Below are 891 nucleotides of genomic sequence, written 5' to 3'. Positions count from 1 at the left end.
ACTGTACCGGCGTTGGTCAGTGCGCCTACCGTTTGCGTGTGGCCGTTGATGTTGGCGCTGGCACCGCTGGCGATATCCAGCAATGAGGTCCCGCCGAAGGCACCGTTAGCCCCCAGAATCAGCTCGCCAGCATTGACCGTGGTCGCGCCCTGGTAGCTGTTATTGCCGTTTGCCAGCGTTAACGCGCCGTTGGTGGCATCAATCTGCAAGCCACCCGCCCCGGAGACTAGCGCATTCAACTCTTTATTCGAGGTCGCGCTGCTGTCCGTCGCCAGCAACAAAGCATCGGCACCGTCCGTTAACAGTTCCAGTGCGCTCAGGCTGTAATTGACATACAAGCCATTGCCGCCGCTGCCGTTGCTGCTGGTCAGGCCGTAGTTATGGGTCGCGTTGGCGACTGTCGTCCCCCCCTGCAAGATAGAGGAGGTCACGCCTTGCGCCGTGTCAGTGACCGTCGTGCCGTTGATCATCAGACTCAGATCGTTGGCATTGCCAGTCACACTGTTGGCGTTAATCAGTTCCAGCATCACGCCGCCGCGATCCTGATCGAGGATCGACAGGTTCGGCGCGGTGGTCGGGTTCTGGTTAATCCAGTTGCCCGTACCGGTGACACTAATCGTGCCGCTGTTCAGCGCCAGATCCGTCACTGTCACCACGCCGCTGGCCTGTGACTGCGGTGCTGCCCCATCAAAGATCAGGGTGCCGCCACTCAGATCCAAGCCGTGCAGTGTCCGATCATCAGTGCCGACCGTGGTCACATTATTCGCCGAGAGTTTCAGTGTGGCATTCGCCAGCGCGGCGCTGTTAACCGCGCTTAACGCAAAGGTCGAGTTGGTCAGATTCACAATGCCGCTAAACGCGCCGCCCACTGCAGAGCCAAAATCAAACGCC

The 891-nt window shown here is 59.6% G+C and carries 1 protein-coding gene; it reads right to left on the bottom strand.

The window, feature by feature from the left end; genetic code table 11:
- Positions 1-891 (bottom strand): autotransporter-associated beta strand repeat-containing protein (locus tag AACW11_RS19935; RefSeq protein ID WP_339379072.1); only part of this gene is annotated, 891 nt, incomplete at both ends.

The organism is Yersinia sp. Marseille-Q3913 (assembly GCF_963892745.1).
Classification (GTDB): Bacteria; Pseudomonadota; Gammaproteobacteria; order Enterobacterales; family Enterobacteriaceae; genus Yersinia; species Yersinia bercovieri.
Note: the sequence above shows the minus strand (reverse complement) of the source record. Positions and strands in the feature narration are given on the sequence as shown.